Origin of the sequence: Enterobacter sp. SLBN-59 (assembly GCF_024807915.1) — a bacterium.
Lineage (GTDB): Bacteria > Pseudomonadota > Gammaproteobacteria > Enterobacterales > Enterobacteriaceae > Enterobacter > Enterobacter asburiae_B.
The window spans coordinates 2,887,094-2,909,130 of record NZ_JANUFI010000001.1 but is presented as its reverse complement, the minus strand read 5'-3'; the positions used below and the strand labels follow the sequence as shown (position 1 = coordinate 2,909,130).

Sequence of the window (22,037 nt, the reverse complement as noted above, 5' to 3'; positions counted from 1 at the left end):
TGATGAAAGCGTTATCCAAACTGAAAGCGGAAGAAGGGATTTGGATGACCGACGTGCCGGAGCCGGAAGTCGGTCATAACGATCTGCTGATCAAAATTCGTAAAACCGCCATCTGCGGTACTGACGTTCACATCTACAACTGGGACCAGTGGTCGCAGAAAACCATTCCGGTACCGATGGTTGTCGGTCACGAATATGTCGGCGAAGTGGTGGGTATCGGCCAGGAAGTAAAAGGCTTCCAGATTGGCGACCGCGTCTCCGGTGAAGGCCATATTACCTGCGGCCACTGCCGTAACTGTCGCGGCGGGCGTACGCACCTGTGCCGTAATACCATTGGCGTGGGCGTAAACCGCCCGGGCTGCTTCGCGGAATACCTGGTGATACCGGCGTTTAACGCGTTCAAAATCCCGAACAATATCTCTGACGACCTGGCCTCCATCTTCGACCCGTTCGGCAACGCGGTGCACACGGCGCTCTCCTTCGACCTGGTCGGTGAAGACGTGCTGGTCTCCGGCGCGGGCCCAATCGGCATTATGGCCGCTGCGGTGGCGAAGCACGTGGGCGCGCGCAACGTTGTGATCACCGACGTGAACGAATACCGTCTGTCGCTGGCCCGCAAAATGGGCGTCACCCGCGCGGTGGATGTCTCGAAAGAGAGCCTGACCGACGTGATGGAAGAGCTGGGCATGACCGAAGGCTTTGACGTGGGTCTGGAGATGTCCGGTGCGCCACCGGCGTTCCGCACCATGCTCGACACCATGAACCACGGTGGCCGTATCGCGATGCTGGGTATTCCGCCGTCAGACATGTCTATCGACTGGAACAAAGTCATCTTCAAGGGGCTGTTCATCAAGGGCATCTATGGCCGCGAGATGTTCGAGACCTGGTACAAGATGGCGGCGCTGATCCAGTCCGGTCTGGATCTGTCCCCGATTATTACTCACCGTTTCTCCATCGATGAGTTCCAGCAGGGCTTCGACGCGATGCGTTCCGGCCAGTCAGGAAAAGTGATCCTGAGCTGGGATAAGTAATCAAAAAGGGGCCTCAGGCCCCTTATTTTATTGCTTCTTTTTCTCTTCGTCCGTCAGGTAACGCACCTTGCGGGTGTAGTCCTGACCTTTGAACAGCAGTTTGTTATCCGGCGATTCAAGGTACTTCTGCCATTCAGAGAGAGGGAAGCCGCCATGCGCGCCAATCACCTCTTTCGGTACAACGGCTTCCTGACCGCCGATTTTTTTCGAGACCGGCCAGTTCATCCAGTCCCCCAGGTTAACCGTTTTTAAATCCAGCATGTCCAGCAGCGCGGCGAGCGGCAGCTGATCGGTCGGCGGCTGCGTATCATCCATCAGCTCCCAGGTATCCTGGAACAGCGTCAGCCACAGCGGGCAGATACGGCGCCAGGTTTTTTTGGTTGCCGCAAGAAACGCGCCGTTAACGTGATCGACCAGATACGGGCGCACCGTCTCTTTGTAATACGCCGGCACTTTCTCCGCTGGCGCACCGTCCAGCTTGGCAATCATTTTGCCCTGACGGAAGCTGGAGTAAATGTGCATGTCGGCCATGTTGATCTCTGGCATTTTCAGCAAGTTGAGATCGGAATCGATCATCAATACCCCTTCACCGCGAGCCTGCAGCGGGGCGTTAAGCTTCACCAGACGGCTGAGGTAGATCTGCTTATAGCGGTAACTTTCCTCACGTACGGGAAGGTTAAGCGTCACGACGCGGGTTTTCGGCGGCAGTACCCCAAAGGCGGATTCAGGCTGATCGCTGACGATGATGATTTCGCTCACCCCGGTGGCATAACGTTCCGCGAAGGTGGCAGAGAGTAATGCTTCTTCGACGAAATCTGCGCCGGTACACGGAATCACAATAGAATCCACCGCAGCAAGCGCGCCCGTCACGGGCAGAGAGCTGTAAGGAATGTTGTGTCGCCCGGTGATATGACGATAGCGAGCATTAAGAAATTTAAACATAGTTATCTCGTTTGGTTAGTGCGCGCCAAGCACGGCTTCGACACCGCTGACATAGTTTTCGATGGCATAGGTATGACAGACGTTCTGGTATGCAGCCGCAGCCAGTCGAGCCCGCAGATCCGCGTCTGCCCAGATATTGTCCAGATGCTGTGCAAGCTGTGAAACATCGCTCCAGGGGAAGAGCAGCCCTGTCGAATCATGGTCAATCAATTCCGCCGTGCCGGTCACCTGAGAGCCAATCACGGGGATATTGAGAAGCATCGCTTCCAGCACCACGCGCGGTAGCCCTTCGCTTTTTGAGGCCAGAATAAAGGCGTCAAACGTAGCGAGGTAATCAAATGGGGTATTCTGAAAACCGGTGAAGATGACGTGGTTTTCAATTCCCAGCGCTCGGGCCTGTTCCGCTAAAGCGCGGCGTTCGGCACCTTCACCGACCAGCACCATTTTCCATTTCGCCTCGGGATGCTTCTGGCTGAACTGTGCCAGCGCCTCCAGCGTGTGGTGGTTGGCTTTGCGAGGGATTAACGACCCGATACTGCCGAACACAAACGTGTCGTCATCAATGTTCAGGCGCTGGCGCATCGCGCGTCGGTCAGGTAAAGGCTGGTGGATGTCGATGGCATTATTGACCGTCGTACACAGTTCGGGCCGGACGCCATGCTGAAGCAACACGCGTTCAACGCCGTGCGAGACGGCGATGATTTTTGTGGCATGGGCATTAACCAGCTTTACCAGCGGCGGGGTCAAAACGGGCTCAATGCGGCAGTGCTGGATCAACCGCGCCTGCAGGTTCGCCGCCGCCAGATAGCCTTCTTCGTTTGAGCCCGGCTGGTTATTCATATAGAGCGTATCGAAACCGCCCTGCGTGAAAAGGGTCTCGATTTTGCTGACGTTAGGCCTGATGCGCCACATGATATCCACGTGACGCGTCAATGCCTTGCGGGCGCTGCGTGAGAAAAACAGCAGGCTACGTCCCGCTTCCTTCAACAATTTGGCCCAGACCGGCTGCGGACGTTGAGGGATCACGATGAGCGGGATGCCGATGCCGTTGAGCACCTGGCCAATTGTCTCACCTTCAGCACGACTATAATCACTGTAAAAACAACAGGTAATATCGAATTTATCGCGATTGATTCGCTTCAGGAGCTCAAGCATACTGTTGGTGCCTCCCCCCCATTCTTTGCCCGTATCCAGGAGGAGAATTTTACTTTTGTGCGGCATGTCTGAATCCGTGTGCTACCCTTCATCTGACTGCATTATAAAGAATCTGTTGAAATAAAATAGATTTTTCTATTTTATTGCTCTTGAGAATTAGACAAAATTTCAAGCGTGCTTATTTGAAAAGTGTGATTCAGGACTTTAATCGCCTCTACTCATTTATATAGTATTAATAATATTAATTTAGGCTGCTATTGAGAGTGGGAAAATGTTTAAAATAACGGTCTGCTTATTAACGTTTAATTCTGAAAGATTATTGCACGATGTTATTTCGCCTCTTTTGAAAATAGCGGATGAAATTGTCGTGGTCGATTCTGGCAGTACGGACAAAACACGATATATTTGTGAAAGTTTTGGACTGCTACCTGTCTATAAAAAATTTGGCTGGCATGGCGAGCAGATGAACCATGCCATATCCTTAGCCAGCAATGACTGGGTCCTGTGCATCGACAGCGACGAAATTCTTGACCAGGAAACGGTTAATGCCGTTTTAACGTTAAAAGCAGGCGATGAGCCAGACCCCGGAATGGCATGGCGAATATGCCGCCACTGGTTTGTTCTGGGTGAAGAAGTCCGGACGATTTATCCAGTTTCATCCCCTGATTATCCTGTGCGTCTTTTTAACCGTAACCAGTCCCGGTTTAATAACAGGCCGGTAGACGATCAGGTCGAAGGTTTTCTCCGTTGTGAACGTATTCCGGGTTATGTAAAACATGATACGTTTCCCACACTGCATGAGCTTTTTAACAAATTAAATTGTTATACAACCCGCCTGGTTCAACATCAAAAAATACGGCCCTCTATAGGGCGCGGCGTAATCAGCGCCATCGGGGCTTTTTTCAAATGGTATCTGTTTAGCGGCGCCTGGCGTAAGGGCAAAGTGGGGGTGGCGACGGGACTGTATGCCACAGCCTATAGCTTTTTGAAGTATTTCAAATCCTGGTATCAGCATCAGGAAAAAAAAGAGTCCGTTGCTAACGAGCAGACGGACTCTCAGATTGCGAAATAAGCGTCAGGATTTCTTACCCCATCCCTGCCACTGCTGTTGGACGTATTTCACCAGGGTACTGTTACTGATGCTGTCTCCGATGACGGAGAAGAAGCGGGTTGCATAGACCGGTTCAAGCGGTTGCTTCGGTACACAGCGCTTCACGCCGCGGAACGGATTACGCGGCGCTGTCGGGACGGGCTGCGCAGAATTTGGTGTAGAGGTATCTACCTGCGGCTCGTTCAGCAGATCGCTCGGACGCACCAGCGTGATATCGGCAGGCAAGGTCGGCAGCATCTGCTGCAGGACGCGAACGGTAGACGGGTGCGGGTGACCGATGGCGATGGCTGAGCCATTGCGGCGGGCCAGCTGTACCGCGCGATTAAACTGCATGCGGATATCGGCTTCGTTCTGGGTATCATCCAGGAACACCTTGCGCTTAATCACCTTTACGCCCGTTCCCTGAGCGGCACGCATCGCCTGGCTGTTGCCGATGGTCATGCTGTCGAGGAAGTAGAGGTTGTAACGCTCCAGCGCCTGCATCACTTTGAGCATCCCGTACAGGCTTGATGTCATCGCGCTGCCCATATGGTTGTTCAGCCCTACGGCATACGGCACTTTGTTATAGGCGTCGCGGATGATGCGCTCGATCTCCTCGCTGCTCATGTCCGGGCGCAGGGTGTCTTTTTCCAGCGGCTGCTTGCTGAGCGGGGCCATCGGCAGGTGGATCAGCACCTGATGACCGCTGTTATGGGCTTTGGTCGCCATCTCACGCGCGTGGGGCGCATTTGGAAGGACGGCGACAGAAATGGCCGACGGCATCGCCAGCACCTGATTTTCATAGTGCGGACGATAACCGAAGTCATCAATCACGATAGCGAGTTTACCTGCGTATACTGGTGCAGCCAGCGCCAGCGCGCTGACGACGGAGAAAACCATTCGACGAAATTGAAGCAAAACTTATCTTCCCAACCACGGCTGTGGATTGACCGCCTGACCCTGGCGACGAATTTCGAAATAGAGTGACGGGCGGCCCTGACCGCCACTGCTGCCCACAAGGGCGATGGGTTGGCCTGCGCGCACCTGCGTGCCGACGCTGACCAGCGCGCTCTGGTTGTAGCCGTAAAGGCTCATGTCACCTTTACCGTGTTCGACCACCACCACCAGACCGTAACCCTGCAGCCAGTCAGCCAGAATCACGCGGCCATCGGCAATGGCTTTTACTTCGCTACCTTCAGACGCACCGATAACTATTCCTTTCCAACGTAGCTCACCCTGCAGCTGTTCGCCATAGCGATGCAGAATTGAACCGCGAACGGGCCAGAAAGCCTGACCGCGAGGAGAGCCCAAACCGCCGGTACGCGACATCAGGGAACGTTCGCTCTCGCTTGGTTTGTAGGTAGTGCCTTTGCGGGACGCTTCCTGCTGCTTATCGCGAACGGCCTGCGCCTCGCGAGCCTCTTTTTCGGCGCGCGCTTTCGCCGCCGCTTCCGCACGGGCGATGCTGTTACGCAGTTTTGATTCGTTGGCGCGCATTTCGCTGAGCTGGCTCTGACCTTCCTGAATGGAGGATTCAAGGCCGGAAAGGGTTTTCTTACGCTCGTTGCGCGCCTGCTCAAGCTTCGCCTGCTGGGCCTGCTGATCGTAAAGCAGCGTCTGCTGCTGGCTCTGTTTCTCTTCCAGCTCGGCTTTTTGCGTGGAGACCTCTTCGCGCGTCTGCTTCAGCTGCGCGATCGTCTCCTGACGCGCCTGGTTGAGATAGCCAAAGTAGGCCTGCAGGCGCTGGCCGCGCTGGCTCTCTTCGCCGCTGAGGATCAGCTGGAGTCCGGTATGTTCACCCTGACGGAATGCGGCATCAAGCTGTGCGGCAAGATTGCGCTCCTGCGCGTCACGCTGGCGCTCGAGTTTGGCAATCGACGCGTTCATCTCGTCGATCTGTTTATTCAACTGGGCGAGGGTGTTTTGCGTTTCACGGAGTTTACGCGTGGCGGCGGAGATCGCCTCTTCCTGCTGCTTGAGCTGGGCGAGCAGGGCGGAGCGCTGCTGCTGCTGCTGGCGTACCGCACGCTCTTTGGCGGCGATATCGGCCTGAATGGATTTCAGCTGGTCGCGGTCATCCGCGTGGGCGGATGCGGCGCACAGCAATACGCCAGCGCTGAGTGCGCTGGCGTAAAACAGAGGTCTGACTGATAACCTAAGCGGCTTCACGACCCATGTGATTGAAAAAATCGCCTTTCCCCTCATGGGGAGCGATTATTCCACGATGAACAGCGGCTTACCAGTCATCTCTTCAGGGATCGGCATACCCATCAGCGACAGCATGGTTGGCGCGATGTCAGAAAGCTTGCCGCCTTCCACTGCTTTCAGTGATTTATCACCCACATAAATCAGCGGAACAGGCAGGTTGGTATGGGCCGTGTGCGCCTGGCCGGTCGCCGGGTCGCGCATCTGTTCAGCGTTACCGTGGTCAGCTGTGATCAGCAGCTGGCCGCCAACGGATTCAACCGCTTTCGCTACCTGCTCAACGCAGTGGTCCAGCGCTTCAACCGCTTTCACTGCCGCTTCCATCACCCCGGTATGACCCACCATGTCGCCGTTCGGGTAGTTACAGATGATGGTGTCGTACTTACCGCTCTTGATGGCCGCAACCAGTTTTTCAGTCAATTCTGCAGAGCTCATTTCTGGCTGCAGATCGTAGGTAGCCACTTTAGGGGAGTTGATCAGAATGCGGTCTTCGCCTTTGAACGGCTCTTCAACGCCGCCGTTAAAGAAGAAGGTCACGTGCGCGTATTTTTCAGTTTCGGAAATACGCAGCTGCGTTTTGTCGTTCTTCGCCATCCACTCGCCAAAGGTATTTGCCAGAGATGCTGGCGGATACGCGCAAGGCGCTTTGATATCGGCGGCGTATTCGGTCAGCTGGATGAAATCGAGGTTTACCACTTTCTTACGGGCAAAACCGTCGAAGTCGCTGTTGACGAACGCACGGGTGATTTCACGGGCGCGGTCAGCGCGGAAGTTCATGAAGATCAGCGCATCACCATCTTCCATGGCGGCATCAGCCTGGCCTTCAGCGCGAATCACGGACGCTTTCACGAATTCGTCGTTTTCATCACGCGCATAGGCCGCTTCCAGCGCCTCAACGGCGGTCGCAAACTGGAATTCACCTTTTGCCAGGGTCATCAGGTCATAGGCCTGTTCAACGCGATCCCAGCGGTTGTCGCGGTCCATAGCGTAGTAACGGCCAATGATGGACGCTACGCGGCCTTTGCCCAGCGCGGCGAATTTCTCTTCGAAGGCTTGCAGAGAGCCTTTTGCGCTACGTGGTGGCGTATCGCGACCGTCCAGGAAGGCGTGCAGATAGATTTTTTCCGCACCGCGCTCGGCGGCCAGTTCAACCATCGCCATGATGTGATCTTCGTGGCTGTGAACGCCGCCAGCAGAGAGCAGGCCCATGATGTGTACGGCCTTGCCAGCGGCAACGGCTTTATCGACCGCGCCAGACAGCGTTGGGTTGGAGAAGAAGGTGCGTTCTTTAATTTCAACGTCCAGACGCGTCAGATCCTGATACACAATACGCCCGGCGCCCAGGTTTACGTGACCGACTTCGGAGTTGCCCATCTGGCGGTCCGGCAGACCCACTTCCAGGCCAGACGCGTCAATCAGCGTATGCGGACGTTTCGCCCACAGGGCATCCATGACCGGAGTTTTGGCGTTGAAAATAGCGTTATCCTGGCTATCTTCACGGTAGCCATAGCCATCCAGAATCACCAGTACCATAGGTTTTTTAGAAACCGACATTGCGACAACCTCATGCTCAAGAGTCAAAATTTGCGTAATTTTACTACAGCTGAATCGATCAAATAGCCGCAGAAGATCAAAGAAAGCGCAGGGGCAAGATGTACACCAGACCATTTTGAGGCATTTTTTTAGGTGGCATGCCGCAGAAAATGGATTAGGTTATGGTCGCTGGCTGTATTTGCCAGAACGCACAGGTATACTCCTGTCCTGGTTTTTTTTATCACTTAGTCGGGAGTAGTTACCCTCCATGCAAGAAATTATGCAATTCGTTAGCCGCCATCCGGTTCTGAGCATCGCGTGGATTGGCCTGCTGGCTGCTGTGCTGTTCACCACATTTAAGAGCCTGACGTCTAAAATTAAGGTTATCACCCGTGGTGAAGCGACGCGTCTGATCAACAAAGAAGATGCCGTCGTGGTCGATCTGCGTCAGCGTGACGATTTCCGTAAAGGTCACATTGCGGGCGCAATCAACCTGCTGCCAGCTGAAATCAAAGCGAACAACGTCGGTGAGCTTGAGAAACACAAAGCCCAGCCGATTATCGTTGTCGATGCGACCGGCATGCAGGCACAGGAATCTGCCAGCGCGCTTCATAAAGCAGGCTTCGAAAACGTAACGGTGCTGAAAGAAGGTATTTCCGGCTGGAGCGGGGAAAATCTTCCTTTGGTACGCGGTAAATAAGGAGTTCAGTCATGGCCAATATTGAGATCTATACCAAAGCGACGTGCCCGTTCTGTCATCGTGCGAAAGCGCTGCTGAACAGCAAAGGCGTCACGTTCCAGGAACTGCCGATCGACGGTGACGCGATTAAACGCGAAGAGATGATCAAACGTAGTGGTCGCACGACGGTTCCGCAGATTTTTATTGATGCGCAGCACATTGGCGGCTGTGATGACTTGTATGCGCTCGACGCCCGTGGTGGACTCGATCCGCTGCTGAGCTAAGAGACTTTAGGACAATTAAAAAGGGTATTTCCATGTCAGAACAAAACAACACCGAAATGACTTTCCAGATCCAGCGTATCTACACCAAGGACGTCTCTTTCGAAGCGCCAAATGCGCCACATGTTTTCCAGAAAGATTGGCAGCCAGAGGTTAAACTTGATCTGGATACCGCATCTACCCAACTGGCAGATGACGTGTATGAAGTCGTGCTGCGTGTGACCGTTACCGCGTCTCTGGGCGAAGAAACTGCATTCCTGTGTGAAGTTCAGCAGGGCGGCATCTTCTCTATCGGCGGTATCGAAGGCAACCAGATGGCGCATTGCCTGGGTGCGTACTGCCCGAACATTCTGTTCCCGTATGCGCGTGAATGCATCACCAGCCTGGTTTCTCGCGGTACATTCCCGCAACTGAACCTTGCGCCAGTTAACTTTGATGCGCTGTTCATGAACTATCTGCAGCAGCAAGCTGGCGAAGGTGCTGAACAACATCAGGATGCCTGATGAGCACTGTTAATGCGTCAATGACTGTGATCGGTGCCGGCTCATACGGCACCGCTCTTGCCATCACGCTGGCAAGAAATGGTCACGAAGTGGTTCTCTGGGGCCACGATCCAAAACATATCGCAACGCTGCAACGCGACCGTTGTAACGTGGCGTTTCTTCCGGACGTTCCGTTCCCCGACTCCCTGCACCTTGAAAGCGACCTTGCGACCGCGCTGGCGGCCAGCCGCAACATTCTGATTGTGGTTCCGAGCCATGTATTTGGCGACGTGCTCCGTCAGATTAAGCCGCTGATGCGCCCGGATGCACGCATTGTCTGGGCGACAAAAGGACTGGAAGCCGAAACCGGACGCCTGCTGCAGGACGTTGCCCGCGAAGCGCTGGGTGATGAGATCCCGCTGGCGGTCATCTCCGGCCCGACCTTTGCCAAAGAGCTGGCCGCTGGCCTGCCGACGGCGATTTCGCTGGCCTCCACCGATCAGGCCTTCTCCGACGATCTTCAACAGCTGCTGCACTGCGGCAAGAGCTTCCGCGTCTACAGCAACCCCGATTTTATCGGCGTGCAGCTGGGCGGTGCGGTGAAGAACGTGATTGCGATTGGTGCCGGAATGTCAGACGGCATTGGTTTTGGTGCCAATGCGCGTACGGCGCTGATCACCCGAGGACTGACCGAAATGTCCCGCCTGGGCGAAGCGCTGGGTGCCGATCCGGCCACCTTTATGGGGATGGCTGGCCTGGGCGACCTGGTGCTGACCTGTACCGATAACCAGTCTCGTAACCGCCGTTTTGGCATGATGCTCGGACAGGGCAGCGATGTTAAAGGCGCGCAGGAGAAGATTGGTCAGGTGGTTGAAGGCTACCGCAATACCAGGGAAGTCCGCGAGTTGGCGCACCGTTTCGGTGTCGAAATGCCAATAACCGAGGAAATTTATCAGGTATTGTATTGCGGAAAAAATGCGCGCGAGGCAGCATTGACCTTATTAGGTCGTGCGCGCAAGGACGAGCGCAGCAGTAACTAGTCGGAACCGTTGTCACCTGAATGACCCAGCCAGCGCAGAACTGGCTGGTCATTAACTATCGTCTGGAGTAAGCAATGCCGTGTGAAGAACTGGATATCGTCTGGAACAATATTAAAGCCGAAGCCCGGGCGCTGGCCGACTGCGAGCCTATGCTGGCCAGTTTTTACCACGCGACGCTACTCAAGCACGAAAATCTCGGCAGCGCGCTGAGCTATATGCTCGCCAACAAGCTGGCTTCCTCGATCATGCCAGCTATCGCCATTCGTGAAGTGGTGGAAGAGGCTTACGCTGCAGACCCGGAAATGATCGCCTCTGCCGCCTGCGATATCCAGGCCGTGCGCACGCGTGACCCGGCGGTCGATAAATATTCTACACCGCTGCTGTACCTGAAAGGCTTCCACGCCCTGCAGGCTTACCGCATCGGCCACTGGCTGTGGAATGAAGGCCGCCGCGCGCTGGCGATCTTCCTGCAAAACCAGGTTTCCGTGACGTTCCAGGTCGATATTCACCCGGCGGCAAAGATTGGCCGCGGGATCATGCTCGACCACGCTACCGGGATTGTCGTCGGGGAAACGGCGGTGATTGAAGATGACGTCTCGATCCTGCAGTCGGTTACCCTGGGCGGTACCGGTAAAACCAGCGGCGATCGCCATCCAAAAATTCGTGAAGGGGTGATGATTGGCGCGGGTGCCAAAATCCTCGGCAATATCGAAGTCGGGCGCGGCGCGAAGATCGGCGCAGGCTCCGTGGTGCTCCAGCCCGTGCCGCCGCATACCACCGCCGCTGGCGTACCGGCGCGCATCGTCGGTAAACCAGACAGCGATAAGCCGTCCATGGACATGGATCAGCACTTCAACGGCATTCACCATACGTTCGAGTATGGTGACGGCATCTGAGATTTTGCCCGGTGGCGCTGCGCTTACCGGGCCTACCTTAATATGGCGCCCGGATACCCCAGCTGGCGCCATGCTTCATACACCACCACCGACACCGCGTTCGACAGGTTCATGCTGCGGCTGTCCGGCATCATCGGAATACGGATTTTCTGCTCAGCGGGCAGGGCATCCAGGATCGTGGCCGGCAGGCCGCGGGTTTCCGGGCCAAACATCAGATAGTCACCTGCCTGATAGCTCACGGCGCTATGCGCTGGCGTGCCTTTGGTGGTCAGGGCGAACATGCGCTGCGGCTTCTCTGCTTCCAGAAACGCGGCGTAATCGTGATGGCGAACGACGGCGGTAAATTCATGATAATCCAGCCCTGCGCGACGCAGGCGTTTGTCGTCCCACGTAAAGCCCATCGGCTCAATGATATGCAGACGAAAACCGGTGTTGGCACACAGGCGGATAATATTGCCGGTATTTGGCGGAATTTCTGGTTCGAATAAAACGATGTTAAGCATGCTGCCCCCTTAATTGCGGGGGCAGAATAGCAGAAAAGAGAGGAACTACGCGACGCCGGGTTCCTGCGAGCGGCTGTAGAGCATTTTGTAGACGGTTGCCGCAGCGGCCACCAGAGCGGGCACGCTGAGGATCATTAAAATACTGTCTGCCTGCCACTGCATAGCGAGAAGCTGGGCGCTGGTCATGGTTCCCGCCACGCCGCCAAAGCGGCCGATCCCCTGCATCCAGGCGATGCCCGTCGCGCGGCACTCGGTAGGGTAAAAGGTGGCGGCCAGGGTTTGCATGCCCGATTGCGCGCCGTTCATCGCGATCCCCATCAGGAAAATCAGCCCGCCAAACAGAGCGATATGGTTATGCTCAATGCCCAGTAAAAGAATAAGGCCCATTGTCAGCACGAAACCACACGCGACCACTTTATGCGCTTCCCAGCGGTCCATCATCCAGCCCGCGAGCAGAATGCCTGCGGTGCCGCCGAAGGTGAACAGCGAGGTGAGCCAGGCGGATTCCGCCAGAGCATAGCCCATCCCCTGCATCAGCGTTGGCATCCAGCTAAGCAGGACGTAGTAAATCACCAGCCCCATAAAATAGGTCACCCACAGCATCAGGGTGCCGGGCAGCCAGGGCATGGAAAAGAGCTGCGACACGCTCCCTTTTTTAGACGCGACTTTCTCCTCCGCCAGGAAGAAGCCCGTGACGCTATCCAGCGTGCTGCGGGCGAACCGGCTGGCGATGCGGCGGACCTGCATGACGTCTTTCCCGCGCTGCACCAGAAACTTCACGGACTCCGGTAAAAACAGCGCCAGCAGCAGCGTTAAAACCAGCGGAGCAATCGCGCCGGTCAGCAGCACGCTCCGCCAGCCGTGGTGGGGGATAAGCCAGGAAGAGATCGCGCCACCGCCCGCCGCACCCAGAGGGAAGCCGCAGTACATGGTATTAATCGCCATGGCGCGACAGCGCTGGGGGGCAAACTCCGAGATCAGCGTGATGGCGTTAGGCATTGCGGCGCCGAGCCCCAGGCCCGTCAGAAAGCGCCAAAGCGTCAGGGTATTCAGACTTTGCGCCCAGGCCGTCCCCAGGCTCGCAAGGCCGAAGAACAGGCACGAAAAGACCAGCACGCGCTTGCGCCCCATCCGGTCCGATACCGGACCGGCAATCAGCGCGCCCAGCGATAGCCCCAGCAGCGCCGCGCTCAGCACCGGCCCCAGATCCTGTTTGTGTATCCCCCATTCTGCCGACAGCGTAGGCGCGATGTAACCCATCGCCGCCGTATCAAAACCATCGATCGCCAGAACCAGAAAGCCCAGCACAATGAGCAGCCAGTGAAACCCTGAAAAGGGACTCTCATCGATCACCTGCTGAATATTCACCTTACCTGAATACGCCATACGCTCCCCTCCGATCTGATGTTGTTTTTGTGTTCTTGTATTTGCTTGTCTATACAATTGCGGACGGCAGGGGGATGTCAAATTTTCTTATCCAATATGTTATCTGGATGTTATTTTTGGCGTAAAAAAGCGCCCGAGGGGAAAATCGGGCGCGAGAAAAAGGTGTATTAACGGAGGAGAATTTACGCCGCGTTTCCCTGAGCCAGGGGAGCCAGCGCCGCCGGTAATTTGCTTAACTCCTGCACCAGAGAATCCTTACTGATTTCGCTAATCGTTCTTGCACCTGTCAGCGTCATCGCCACCTTCATCTCTTTTTCGATCAGGTTGAGCAGATTCGCCACCCCTGCCTGGCCCGCCGTCGCCAGCGCATACAGATACGCGCGCCCCAGCAGTACGCTGTCGGCGCCCAGCGCAATCATGCGCACCACGTCCAGCCCGTTGCGGATGCCGCTGTCGGCCAGGATCGCAATATCGCCTTTCACCGCATCGGCGATGGCCGGCAGGGCGCGTGCGGAAGAGAGCACACCGTCAAGCTGGCGTCCGCCGTGGTTAGAGACCACAATCCCGTCTGCGCCAAAGCGTACCGCGTCGCGGGCATCTTCCGGATCGAGGATCCCTTTGATCACCATCGGGCCGTCCCAGAACTCGCGGATCCACTCCAGGTCTTTCCACGAGATCGACGGATCGAAGTTGTTAGCCAGCCAGCCAATGTAATCTTCCAGCCCGGTCGGTTTACCGAGGTATGCCGAGATATTGCCCAGATCGTGCGGACGACCGTTCAGGCCGACATCCCACGCCCACTGTGGGTGGGTCACGGCCTGCCAGTAACGACGGAGCGCAGCATTCGGGCCGCTCATGCCGGAGTGGGCATCACGATAGCGCGCGCCGGGAGTCGGCATATCGACGGTAAAGACCAGCGTGGAGCAGCCAGCCGCTTTGGCGCGCTCGAGCGCGTTGCGCATAAAGCCGCGATCGCGCAGCACGTACAGCTGGAACCACATCGGGCGCTTGATGGTCGGGGCGACCTCTTCAATCGGGCAGACGGACACGGTGGAGAGGGTAAACGGAATGCCTTTGGCATCCGCCGCAGCGGCGGCCTGCACTTCGCCACGGCGGGCATACATGCCGCATAAGCCTACAGGCGCGAGCGCCACGGGCATGGAGAGCGTTTCGTTGAACAGCTTTGTCTCAAGGCTCAGGTCAGACATATTCTTCAGCACGCGCTGGCGCAGGGCCACTTCCGACAGATCTTCCACGTTGCGGCGCAGGGTGTATTCGGCATACGCCCCGCCGTCGATATAGTGGAACAGGAACGGGGGCAAAATGCGCTGCGCCGCGGCGCGATAGTCACTGGCTGCTGAAATAATCATGCTTTGTTCTCCCTGGAAATATCACTGTCGCCAGGCAGACGGGTAATACGCGCCTGTCGGGCCTGGTCTTCATCGAATCGTTTAATGGTGGTGTGCACGAAACCGAGATGCGCCATCATCGCTTTGCGTGCGGCCTCGGCATCACCGGCCAGAATGGCGTTGAGCACCGCCTCGTGTTGTTCGGTCAGCTGGGCAAACACCGGCGGAACCAGATACATGCGCTGGCGGCTCTGTTTAACGGAGGATTGCAGCAGGTCGAAGAACCCGCGCATGGTCTGCAGAAGCACCACGTTGTGCGACGCCTCGGCAATCGCCAGGTGAAAACGGACGTCCGCCTGGGAGGCGATGTCCGGGTCGCTGCTTTGCGTGGCCTCAAAGCAGGCGATGAGTTTCTCTTTGTCGGCGTCGGTTGCCCGCATGGCCGCGTGCCAGGCGGTACTGGTTTCGATGGCGTGACGCGCTTCAAGGATGTCGAAGCTGTAGTCCGGGTCGTTCTCCATCAGCGTCTTCAGGGGCTGCACGATGTTTTGCTCGGACCAGTCGTCATGCTGCCAGCGCACAAAGGTGCCGCCGCCGCGACGGCTCACCAGCACCCCTTCGCTGACCAGCGTCGCCAGCGCCTCGCGCAGTGAATTGCGCGACACGCCAAGCTGGGCGGCAAGCTGGCGTTCGGCGGGCAACTTCATGCCCGCTTCCAGCTGCTGTTCTTCAATCAGCGCCCGCACGCGAGAGGCAATCTCGTCGGACAGGCGTCTGGGCATCACTATCATGGGATCATCCAGGTTAAGACATAGGCCTGCAGGGTGGTGATCACCCCGACCATGCAGGTGAATATCAGGCTGTGTTTCACGGTAAAGCGGAACAGATCCGACTCTTTACCGACCAGTCCCACCGCCGCACAGGCAATGGCGATGGATTGTGGAGAGATCATTTTCCCGGTCACGCCGCCGGTGGTGTTCGCGGCCACCAGCAGGACATCCGACACGCCAATCTGCTGGGCTGCCGTTGCCTGCAGCGCGGCAAACAGGGCGTTAGACGAGGTATCGGAACCGGTCAGGAACACCCCCAGCCAGCCGAGGAACGGCGAGAAGAAGGTGAAGGCGTGGCTGGTATGGGCCAGCGCCAGCGCCAGCGTCGATGACAGGCCGGAGTAGTTCGAGATAAACGCGAACGCCAGCACCATGCCGATGGAGTAAATCGGCAGCATCAGCTCTTTAATGGTCGCGGCAAAGGTCTGCACCGCGGCCGCAGGCTTCATGCGCAGCCACACCACGGAAAGGATCGCGGCAAACAGGATGGCGGTACCGGTGGCGGAGAACCAGTCGAATTTATAGACCGCGGCATACGGCGTAGCGGCGTGCACCACCGGCGGCATACGGGCGACCATCTTGTCGAGGAACGGTACGGAGATGTTAATCACCATGTCGTACAGCGCGCCGCCCGGGGCGAACAGGGCTTTAAACGGCGGAATGCTCCACAGGGTGACCGTTGCGGTCAGGAACAGGAACGGCGACCAGGCGCGGATCACCTGTCCTGCCGTATAGCCCGTACGCGCCAGGGTTTGATCGACCTGCGAGGCGCCCATGTCGGCGAAGCGGAAGATACGTACCGGCTGCCAGCGTTTCAGGAACAGCGTCAGACAGACCAGCGACACCAGCGAGGAGATGATGTCCGGCAGCTCCGGGCCGAGGAAGTTCGAGCTGAGGTATTGAGCGATAGCGAACGAACCGCCCGCTACCATCACCGCAGGCCAGGTCTCCTTCACGCCGCGCCAGCCGTCCATAATCGCCATGATCCAGAACAGGACGATAATGGTCAGGAAGGGCAGCTGGCGGCCGACCATCTGGCCGATCTCGAAGCTGTCCAGCCCGGTGACCTGTCCGGCCACCAGTATCGGAATACCCATCGCGCCAAATGCAACCGGCGCGGTGTTCACAATCAGGCACAGGCCAGCGGCATAGAGCGGGTTAAAGCCCAGACCGACCAGCAGCGCGGCGGTGATCGCCACCGGTGCGCCAAAGCCTGCCGCACCTTCCAGAAACGCCCCGAAGGAGAAGCCGACAATCAGCATCTGCAGGCGCTGGTCCGGCGTGATGGAAAGAATCGACGAGCGGATAATGTCGAACTGCCCGGTTTTCACCGAGATTTTATAGACAAAGACCGCCGCGATGATGATCCACGCAATCGGCCACAGGCCGTAGAAGAAACCGTAGACGACGGAGGCCAGCGCGCGATCGACCGGCATTTTATAGAAGAACAGCGCCACCATCAGGGCGATAGCAACGGTATACGTCGCGGCGAGGTAGCCCTTCAGCTTGAGCTTAATCAGCGCAAAGAAGAAGAACAGAATCGGAAGCGATGCGATCAGGCTCGACAGCCAGATATTTCCGGCCGGGTCGTAGTTTTGTTGCCAGAGGCTCATGCAGGTCTCCTGGGGACCAGACAGCCTGCGCTGCGGGTGAGTCTCCGCTCAACTCTGCGTCACAGGTTGTGTAAAAGTGGTCCTGCCAATGTTGTGTTGTAGGGTTAATGACAATGAATGGTTAACCAAATGTTATGGTCAGGCAATGAGTTTGTGAGCGAAAATAATGGAATTGTGAACCGGGGAAGAAAGAAAAGGGGGATTGGTTGGGCCAATTTGAAGCAGGGTGGGGCCTGATGCCCTCACCCCGGCCCTCTCCCACAGGAAGAGGGGGAAGTATCAGAACGCGGTCTTACAAAAGCCCGTCATCTCTTTCAGGCCCATTTCGCGGCCAAGTTCGGTCATCGGGTGTACCACCACCAGACCACGGACGCTTTTTTTCAGCTTGCCCATGTCGGCCTGTTCTTTTTTGGTGATCGCGCGGCGGTGCGGCATGTTCATCAGCTTCTGCGCTTCTTTGCTCAGCTTCTGGCCCTTCACTTCGCGCAGGCGCTCGATTTCTGTTTCCAGCGTGGCGGCTTCTTTTTCCAGCTCGGCGTACTTCTCGGCGTAATCGACCAGTGACAGGCCAGCCATCTGGTGGCGGATCAGATCCAGACGGTCGCTCAGGCGTTTAATTTCGTTCTTTTCGACTTCTTTCATGACAAATAACTCTGAAAACGGGGAATTTACAGGGAAGGATACACCAATGTGAGCAGGCTTACTTCTGAAACGCTTTTTTTAAGCTGATTCGGGAAATCAGCTCAGTCAGGGAGAGCACCATCGTGGAACGGACAACCTGTTGATAACGCAGCTTTTGCATCGCGTAGAGCTCAGGGTCGCTGTTGTCAAAATGGGGAGCAGGGGGGAGCGCGCTGACGCAGTGCAGCTCGCCGAAGGGCCCCAGGATCTCATCATCGGTAAAGGTATACTCGTTACCGTCATGATTGAGCTCTTCGCGCAGCGCCATTAACAGCTCCGCATCTTCATACTCTTGTCGGTTGAGCACGCCAAGACCATAAATCAGCTTCAGACGCACGGATAAATCGCCCAGCGGTCCGTCTCCGTCCAGTAACGGTTCTACAGCATACTTTACCGCGTAGTCGTCTTTGCGAAACACCTGAAGCACCAGGATATTCACCGCCTCGGTCAGTAATTCGACGGCGGCAATCAGGAAGCTTCGTACGGTTTTGCCAGCATTCAGACGCTCAAGCACACGATTTTCAAAGGCCTGGGTTTGTTCCATTATTGCCTGCATATCTGACAATCTATTATCTGGGCGCAGGTTAACCTGCGCCTCACTGTGCATCATTTGGTTGCGTTGTATGCGTTAACCGCCTCCACAACCACGTCGCTGTTGGCGTCCAGACCGGAAATCTGCGCCAGCGCAGCCTGCGCGCCTTTGTCATCAATCAGCTGAGCCAGTTCCTGCGCCTGCGGGTCCTGCTCGCTGCGGTAGTGCATCGCGGCGGCAATCCCTTTCACCAGGTTGGCGTGCGGCAGGCCGTATTCCAGCGTGCCCAGCAGCGGCTTAATCAGACGGTCGCCCGCGCTCAGTTTGCGCAGAGGCTGACGGCCCACGCGCTCAACGTCATCTTTCAAATACGGATTTTCAAAGCGACCGAGGATTTTCTGGATGTATGCTGCGTGTTTATCAGCATCAAAACCGTAGCGTTTGATCAGCACCGCGCCGCTCTCTTCCATTGCCCCTTTCACCACCGCGCGGATCTTCTCATCGAGGATCGCGTCACGAATGGTCTGATGACCGGCCAATTTTCCGAGGTACGCGGTTATAGCATGCCCGGTGTTCAGCGTGAAGAGTTTGCGTTCGACAAATGCCATCAGGTTATCGGTTAATTCCATTCCCGGAATGGTCGGCAGGGCGCCTTTAAACTGGGTTTTATCAACGATCCACTCGCTGAAGGTTTCCACGGTCACTTCCAGCGGGTCGTTGGTGGCGGATTCAGACGGCGGAACGATGCGATCCACGGCGGAATCCACAAACCCGACGTGCGCTTCAACCCAGGTTTTGTCTTCATCTGCTACAGCGTTGAGCACGTGGCCTTTCAGCTGCGTGGTGCCGCGCACCATGTTTTCACAGGCGATGATGTTCAGCGGAGCGTCGATGCCCTGCGCTTTACGTTTTGCCAGGCCTTTCGCAACCGCAGGGGCGATGCGCTCAAGGACGACCGGACCCACGGCCGTGGTGACCAGATCGACGCTGGCGATCAGGTCGATAACGTCTTCCCCGATGCTGCTGACCGCGTTGACGCCGGACACCGTCTCAACCTGCTCGTTTTCACCGACTACATGGACCTGATAGCTATGACGCGCATTCAGGGCATCCAGGACCACCTGATTCACATCGGCGAATGTCAGCGTAATGCCCGCGTCTGCCAGCAGTTTACCGATAAAACCACGACCGATATTACCTGCGCCAAAATGTAATGCTTTCATAGTGTTAACCTTCATCAATGTTTTTACCCGAGAGGGCTGGGGTGAGGAACTTTTCCCCTCACCCTAGCCCTCTCCCCAGAGGGGAGAGGGAAGAGGACTTATTTGTTAAGAAGTGCCAGGACTTCTTCCACGCTGGTGGTGCTGGCCAGACGCGCAATGACAGACTCATCGTCCAGCGCGTTGGTCAGGCTGGTAATCACCTGAATGTGCTCGTTGTTGCGAGCGGCGATACCAATCACCAGACGGGCGATGTCGTCTTCTTCTTCACCGAAGCGCACGCCCTGCGGATACTGACAGAATACGACGCCGGTTTTCAGGACGCGATCTTTCGCTTCAACCGTACCGTGCGGAACCGCGATGGATTCGCCCAGGTAGGTTGGCGTCAGTTTTTCGCGTTCCAGCATTGCGTCGACATATTCAGGCTGAACGTAGCCGCCTTTCACCAGCTGCTCGCCGGCAAAGCGAATCGCTTCTTCTTTGGTTGCTGCTGTGCGACCGAGGAAGATGTTTTCCGCACCCAGTTTGAACAGGTGGGCGTTGCTTTCGTCAAAGCTGTCCTGCAGGCTTGAGCGCACTTTCACTTCGTTGTCTTCGTGACGCTGCGCCGCAACCAGACGTTCGGTCAGGCTGGTGTACAGGCCGCTGTCGAGGAAGTTGGTCAGCGAGATGTGCTGTGCCTGCGGCACCTGGCGCATGGCGCGTTCGGTCAGGTCGCGGTGCGTGATGACCAGGTCAACGTCCGGCGGCAGGCTGTTAATGGCGCTGTTGGTGACGGAGATGTTGGTCAGACCCGCATCCTGCACTTTCTTACGCAGCACGCCTGCACCCATTGCGCTGGAACCCATACCGGCGTCACAGGCTACGATGATTTTACGCACGTGGCTCAGGTCGTTAGACACATCGCCAGCCGCCAGCGGGGTTGCGCCTTTGGATTCGGCTTTCATGTCGTGCATACGACGGGTCGCCGCTTCAATATCGTCGTCTTCTTTCACTTTGCTGGTTTTCAGCAGGATAGAAGAGACCACGAAGGAGACTGCCATGGCCGCACAGATGGCCGCGATGTTCGCGAAGTACGCCCCTTTTGGCGTCATCGCCAGCACAGCCAGGATAGAACCCGGAGAAGCTGGAGACACCAGACCGCCGCCCAGCACGCTCAGGGTGAACACGCCGGTCATACCGCCAAGGATAACGGCCAGGATCAGACGTGGGTTCATCAGCACGTACGGGAAGTAAATTTCGTGGATACCACCCAGGAAGTGAATGATTGCCGCACCGCCAGCAGACTGCTTAGCGCTGCCGCGGCCAAAGAACATGTACGCCAGCAGAACGCCCATGCCCGGACCCGGGTTCGCTTCAATCAGGAAGAAGATGGACTTGCCGAGATCGTGAGACTGCTGAATACCCAGCGGCGAGAAAATGCCGTGGTTGATGGCGTTGTTCAGGAACAGGATTTTCGCCGGTTCAACGAAGATAGACGCCAGCGGCAGCATGTCGTGCGCCACCATAAAGTTAACGCCTGCCGCCAGAATTTTAGACAGCACTTCAACCGCTGGGCCAATGCCGAGGAACGCCAGAATCGCGAGGATCATCCCGATGATGCCCGCAGAGAAGTTGTTCACCAGCATTTCGAAGCCGGATTTGATCTTACCATCAACCCAGACGTCGAATTTCTTAATCGCCCAGCCGCCCAGAGGACCGGCAATCATTGCACCGAGGAACATCGGCATATCCGCACCGACGATAACACCCATGGTCGTGATGGCACCCACTACGCCACCACGGTCACCGCCCACCAGACGACCACCGGTGAAACCGATGAGCAGCGGCAGGAGATAGGTAATCATTGGGCCAACAAGTTTCGCCAGCGTTTCGTTAGGCAACCACCCTGTCGGAATGAACAATGCAGTGATGATACCCCACGCGATAAACGCGCCGATATTTGGCATCACCATGTTGCTGAGGAAACGACCAAAGCTTTGAACTTTGATCTTGAAATCGGATGACATAAAACACCCCTTCTTCTGTTTACGCTTAGGCTTGCGGCCCGAGGTTTATTGTTAATGAGGCGGCAGAGGTAGCCGGGCCCTGTTCTGATGCTGTGAAATCTGGCACTGAATCGTTCAACTGTCCAGACAGTGAAAATTTGTGTGACGCATATCACGTAAAGGTAGGGGGTGTGGATGTCAATGAGGTGATCTTAGTCACAAAAAAGATGGGCATAAAAAATACGACGGCGAGAAATGCGGCAAAAACCACCCTTTTATGTGATGGTTGTCACGATTTGGTTTTGTGGGTTTGTTTCTGGATTGTGACTGATTTCACAAAATATTTTTATGCAGATTTCTCCGGCTGTGATCGGCGGCAAACTCTGCTTAGCGATTCGGCGTCAGGATGGCATAGCGCGACACGTTAAGCTAAAAAACCACTTTTGAAGTGTGGTATGGCGAAAAGTTAAAACGTGGATTACGCTCATATTGTAAGGTTAAGTATATTATTATTCAGGATATATTTTGACACGCTTATAAACTTGCACGGAGATATTATAAAAAACGATACTCCCCGGCTCTGAAATAACCAGTATACCTT

Annotated in this window: 21 protein-coding genes; 7 read left to right on the top strand and 14 right to left on the bottom strand. The window is 56.2% G+C overall.

Features of this window, described 5'->3' with window-relative positions; translation table 11 throughout:
• Positions 1 to 2 precede the first annotated feature (2 nt).
• Positions 3 to 1,031, top strand: coding sequence for an L-threonine 3-dehydrogenase (tdh, locus tag M2422_RS13875; protein ID WP_064673807.1), 1,029 nt, complete (start codon positions 3 to 5; stop codon positions 1,029 to 1,031).
• A 27-nt stretch (positions 1,032 to 1,058) separates the two neighbouring features.
• Here tdh and M2422_RS13870 read toward each other — a convergent pair whose 3' ends face one another.
• Together M2422_RS13870 and M2422_RS13865 are read right to left on the bottom strand one after the other, a co-directional pair.
• Positions 1,059 to 1,973, bottom strand: a complete 915-nt coding sequence (locus M2422_RS13870; protein WP_064673806.1) for a hypothetical protein — start codon at positions 1,971 to 1,973, stop codon at positions 1,059 to 1,061.
• A 15-nt stretch (positions 1,974 to 1,988) separates the two neighbouring features.
• Positions 1,989 to 3,194, bottom strand: coding sequence for a glycosyltransferase (locus M2422_RS13865; RefSeq protein ID WP_064673805.1), 1,206 nt, complete (start codon positions 3,192 to 3,194; stop codon positions 1,989 to 1,991).
• 205 nt (positions 3,195 to 3,399) lie between these two features.
• Between M2422_RS13865 and M2422_RS13860 the strand changes: the two genes are divergently transcribed.
• The gene (locus tag M2422_RS13860; RefSeq protein WP_064673804.1) at positions 3,400 to 4,200 is read left to right on the top strand and encodes a glycosyltransferase family 2 protein; all 801 of its coding nucleotides are present in this window, start codon (positions 3,400 to 3,402) and stop codon (positions 4,198 to 4,200) included.
• Positions 4,201 to 4,203: 3 nt separating this feature from the next.
• Here M2422_RS13860 and M2422_RS13855 read toward each other — a convergent pair whose 3' ends face one another.
• The 3 genes from M2422_RS13855 to gpmM are packed head-to-tail and all read right to left on the bottom strand — an operon-like array spanning position 4,204 to position 7,977.
• The gene (locus M2422_RS13855; RefSeq protein ID WP_064673803.1) at positions 4,204 to 5,136 is read right to left on the bottom strand and encodes a divergent polysaccharide deacetylase family protein; all 933 of its coding nucleotides are present in this window, start codon (positions 5,134 to 5,136) and stop codon (positions 4,204 to 4,206) included.
• Between the two features lie 3 nt (positions 5,137 to 5,139).
• Positions 5,140 to 6,399: a murein hydrolase activator EnvC gene (gene envC / locus M2422_RS13850; RefSeq protein WP_229231479.1), complete on the bottom strand. Its 1,260-nt coding sequence runs from the start codon at positions 6,397 to 6,399 to the stop codon at positions 5,140 to 5,142.
• A 33-nt stretch (positions 6,400 to 6,432) separates the two neighbouring features.
• On the bottom strand, positions 6,433 to 7,977 hold the full coding sequence (gene gpmM, locus M2422_RS13845; RefSeq protein ID WP_048975591.1) for a 2,3-bisphosphoglycerate-independent phosphoglycerate mutase: 1,545 nt from the start codon (positions 7,975 to 7,977) through the stop codon (positions 6,433 to 6,435).
• Positions 7,978 to 8,224: 247 nt separating this feature from the next.
• Here gpmM and M2422_RS13840 point away from each other — a divergent pair, with 247 nt between their 5' ends.
• The 5 genes from M2422_RS13840 to cysE all read left to right on the top strand — a co-directional run bounded on the left by M2422_RS13840 (position 8,225) and on the right by cysE (position 11,334).
• Complete coding sequence (locus M2422_RS13840; RefSeq protein ID WP_023309913.1) at positions 8,225 to 8,656, top strand: rhodanese-like domain-containing protein; 432 nt, start codon at positions 8,225 to 8,227, stop codon at positions 8,654 to 8,656.
• A gap of 11 nt (positions 8,657 to 8,667) precedes the next feature.
• On the top strand, positions 8,668 to 8,919 hold the full coding sequence (gene grxC, locus M2422_RS13835; protein ID WP_023309914.1) for a glutaredoxin 3: 252 nt from the start codon (positions 8,668 to 8,670) through the stop codon (positions 8,917 to 8,919).
• A 32-nt stretch (positions 8,920 to 8,951) separates the two neighbouring features.
• Positions 8,952 to 9,419 carry a protein-export chaperone SecB gene (gene secB, locus M2422_RS13830; RefSeq protein ID WP_003860835.1) on the top strand — a complete coding sequence of 156 codons (468 nt, stop codon included), beginning with the start codon at positions 8,952 to 8,954 and terminating at the stop codon, positions 9,417 to 9,419.
• On the top strand, positions 9,419 to 10,438 hold the full coding sequence (gpsA, locus tag M2422_RS13825) for an NAD(P)H-dependent glycerol-3-phosphate dehydrogenase (RefSeq protein WP_033147029.1): 1,020 nt from the start codon (positions 9,419 to 9,421) through the stop codon (positions 10,436 to 10,438). Before secB ends, gpsA begins: the two co-directional genes overlap by 1 nt.
• Positions 10,439 to 10,512: 74 nt before the next feature.
• A complete protein-coding gene (cysE, locus tag M2422_RS13820; RefSeq protein ID WP_008502718.1) occupies positions 10,513 to 11,334 on the top strand; it encodes a serine O-acetyltransferase in 822 nt (273 codons plus the stop codon).
• Positions 11,335 to 11,366: 32 nt separating this feature from the next.
• Here the strand turns inward: cysE and trmL are convergent, their stop codons facing one another.
• The 9 genes from trmL to M2422_RS13775 all read right to left on the bottom strand — a co-directional run bounded on the left by trmL (position 11,367) and on the right by M2422_RS13775 (position 21,457).
• Positions 11,367 to 11,837, bottom strand: a complete 471-nt coding sequence (gene trmL / locus M2422_RS13815; protein ID WP_032643735.1) for a tRNA (uridine(34)/cytosine(34)/5-carboxymethylaminomethyluridine(34)-2'-O)-methyltransferase TrmL — start codon at positions 11,835 to 11,837, stop codon at positions 11,367 to 11,369.
• Positions 11,838 to 11,882: 45 nt separating this feature from the next.
• Positions 11,883 to 13,223 (bottom strand): aromatic acid/H+ symport family MFS transporter, encoded by a 1,341-nt coding sequence (locus M2422_RS13810; RefSeq protein WP_064673802.1) that lies wholly within the window; start codon positions 13,221 to 13,223, stop codon positions 11,883 to 11,885.
• Between the two features lie 182 nt (positions 13,224 to 13,405).
• Positions 13,406 to 14,593, bottom strand: a complete 1,188-nt coding sequence (gene lldD / locus M2422_RS13805) for a quinone-dependent L-lactate dehydrogenase (protein WP_029740822.1) — start codon at positions 14,591 to 14,593, stop codon at positions 13,406 to 13,408.
• A complete protein-coding gene (gene lldR, locus M2422_RS13800; protein ID WP_023294814.1) occupies positions 14,590 to 15,363 on the bottom strand; it encodes a transcriptional regulator LldR in 774 nt (257 codons plus the stop codon). Before lldR ends, lldD begins: the two co-directional genes overlap by 4 nt.
• Entirely contained in the window at positions 15,360 to 17,015 is a 1,656-nt protein-coding gene (lldP, locus tag M2422_RS13795; RefSeq protein ID WP_032650757.1) for an L-lactate permease, read from the bottom strand. Before lldP ends, lldR begins: the two co-directional genes overlap by 4 nt.
• Before the next feature lie 279 nt (positions 17,016 to 17,294).
• Positions 17,295 to 17,657 (bottom strand): YibL family ribosome-associated protein, encoded by a 363-nt coding sequence (locus M2422_RS13790; RefSeq protein ID WP_064673801.1) that lies wholly within the window; start codon positions 17,655 to 17,657, stop codon positions 17,295 to 17,297.
• Between the two features lie 58 nt (positions 17,658 to 17,715).
• Complete coding sequence (mtlR, locus tag M2422_RS13785; RefSeq protein ID WP_045887681.1) at positions 17,716 to 18,306, bottom strand: mannitol operon repressor MtlR; 591 nt, start codon at positions 18,304 to 18,306, stop codon at positions 17,716 to 17,718.
• Positions 18,303 to 19,451: a mannitol-1-phosphate 5-dehydrogenase gene (mtlD, locus tag M2422_RS13780; RefSeq protein WP_064673800.1), complete on the bottom strand. Its 1,149-nt coding sequence runs from the start codon at positions 19,449 to 19,451 to the stop codon at positions 18,303 to 18,305. The genes mtlR and mtlD overlap by 4 nt, the downstream gene beginning before the upstream one ends.
• Positions 19,452 to 19,549: 98 nt before the next feature.
• Positions 19,550 to 21,457 carry a PTS mannitol transporter subunit IICBA gene (locus M2422_RS13775; protein WP_023309922.1) on the bottom strand — a complete coding sequence of 636 codons (1,908 nt, stop codon included), beginning with the start codon at positions 21,455 to 21,457 and terminating at the stop codon, positions 19,550 to 19,552.
• Between the last annotated feature and the right edge of the window lie 580 nt (positions 21,458 to 22,037).